The organism is Inquilinus limosus MP06 (assembly GCF_000767795.1).
GTDB lineage: Bacteria > Pseudomonadota > Alphaproteobacteria > DSM-16000 > Inquilinaceae > Inquilinus > Inquilinus limosus_E.
The window spans coordinates 1-1,646 of sequence record NZ_JANX01000900.1 but is presented as its reverse complement, the minus strand read 5'-3'; the positions used below and the strand labels follow the sequence as shown (position 1 = coordinate 1,646).

The 1,646-nt window shown below is 74.7% G+C and carries 2 protein-coding genes; one reads left to right on the top strand and one right to left on the bottom strand.

Annotated elements, in window-relative coordinates:
• Nucleotides 1–591, bottom strand: a 591-nt coding sequence (larC, locus tag P409_RS33780; protein WP_034849010.1) for a nickel pincer cofactor biosynthesis protein LarC, incomplete at its 3' end; no start/stop codon positions are given.
• Between the two features lie 119 nt (nt 592–710).
• On the opposite strand from larC, the gene P409_RS33775 reads away from it, so the two are divergent.
• Nucleotides 711–1,466, top strand: a complete 756-nt coding sequence (locus P409_RS33775) for a FadR/GntR family transcriptional regulator (protein ID WP_034849009.1) — start codon at nt 711–713, stop codon at nt 1,464–1,466.
• The last annotated feature ends 180 nt before the right edge of the window (nt 1,467–1,646 follow it).

Genomic DNA, 1,646 nt, shown 5'->3' with positions numbered 1-1,646 from the left:
GCGGTGGGTGACGCGCTCGCCGCCGACGCCGTCATCGATCACGGCGAAGCCCTGCAGCAGCAGCGCGGTCGCCGGTGCCGGCACCGGCAGCGGCCCATGCGCCGTGCGCACCCGGCCGGAGCCGAGCGGGATGGCGCCGACGGTCCAGCGGGTCGCCCCGACGGCAGCGATCAGATGCGCGGCGCCGACGATGTCGGCGATCGAATCCCAGGCGCCGACCTCGTGGAAGCTGACCGCCTCCACCGCCACGCCATGCACCCGCGCCTCGGCCTCGGCCAGGTGCCGGAAGATGGCGATGGCATGGTCGCGCACCGCGGGGTCGAGCGCCGACGCCTCCAGCTCCTCGCGGATCCGGCGCCAGGCGACGTGATCATGCCCGCCCCCTGCCCCGCCCTGCCGTTCGACCAGGAAGCGCCTGCCGGCCAGCACGCCGTCATTGTGCGGTGCCAGCCGGGCGGTGACGCTGGCCAGCAGCCCGGTGCGGGCCAGGCTGCCGTGCAGCCCGGCCTCGTGCTCGGGGAACAGGTCGAGCAGCGCGGCGATGAACATGTCGCCCGCCAGGCCGCCGACCGGATCGAGATGCAGCTCCATGCCCGGACTGTTCCAGATTGCCGGCGGGTTCACAATGCGGCCGCCGCGGCGGCGGCCTTGCACCGCACCGCAGGCGCTGCGATCCTGCGGGCCGCGAGGCGTGTGACCTGAAGGATGACATGAGCGGGGATTCCGCGGCTTTCGGTGCGATCCGGAAAGCCCCTAACCTCACCGCCGGCCTGGTCGAGACGCTGGAGGCGCAGATCGCGTCCGGCGACCTCGGCCCCGGTCAGCGCCTGCCGACCGAACAGGCCATCGTCACCGCCACCGGGGTCAGCCGCACCGTGGTGCGCGAGGCGCTGGCCTCGCTGCGCGCCCGCGGCCTGATCACCACCCGCCAGGGACTCGGCGCCTTCGTGGCCGAGACGGTGCCCGCCCGCGCCTTCGCCATCGACGCCGAGAAGCTGGAATCGATCGGCGACCTGCTGCAGGTGCTGGAGCTGCGGCTGAGCATCGAGGTCGAGGCCGCGGCCCTGGCCGCCGAGCGGCGCGACCCGGAGCAGCTGGCGCGGATCGAGGCGGCGCAGGCGGCCTTCCTGGCCGCGATCTCGGCGCCGGGGGCCGATGCCGAGACGGTCGGGCTGGGCGAGGACCTGGCGGTGCATCGCGCCATCCTGGCCGCCACCGGCAACGCCTATTTCGCCCGGGTGTTCGACGTCTTCAACGTGGTCATCCCGCGCCAGCGCATCCCGGTCGCGGCCCTGTCGCAGGGCGAGCGCGAGAGACACCTCCGCCGGGTCGGACAGGAGCACGAGGCGATCCTGGCCGCGATCCGCGCCGGCGACGCCGCCGCGGCCCGCCGGGCCATGCGCGTGCACCTGACCCGCGCCAGAGACCGCTACGCCGCCCTGCAATCCGAGGCGACGGCGGGCTGACCTCCGAGTCCCCCCCTCCCCTCGCGGGAGGGGGGATAGGGGGGGAGGGGGGAGGGGGTTGGCCACGCCAGGACCGGCGGATCCTGCTCCCACGGCGCGAGCCCCTCCCCTACCCCCTCCCGCAGGGGAGGGGGGACTGGATGGTGCGGGTAGGAGAACGGTTCCCGGCGAGCCGTCACC

Bases quoted from the DNA above. Each gene is read 5' to 3' on its own strand.
- P409_RS33775 (WP_034849009.1), top strand. From the start codon at position 711: ATGAGCGGGGATTCCGCGGCTTTCGGTGCGATCCGGAAAGCCCCTAAC.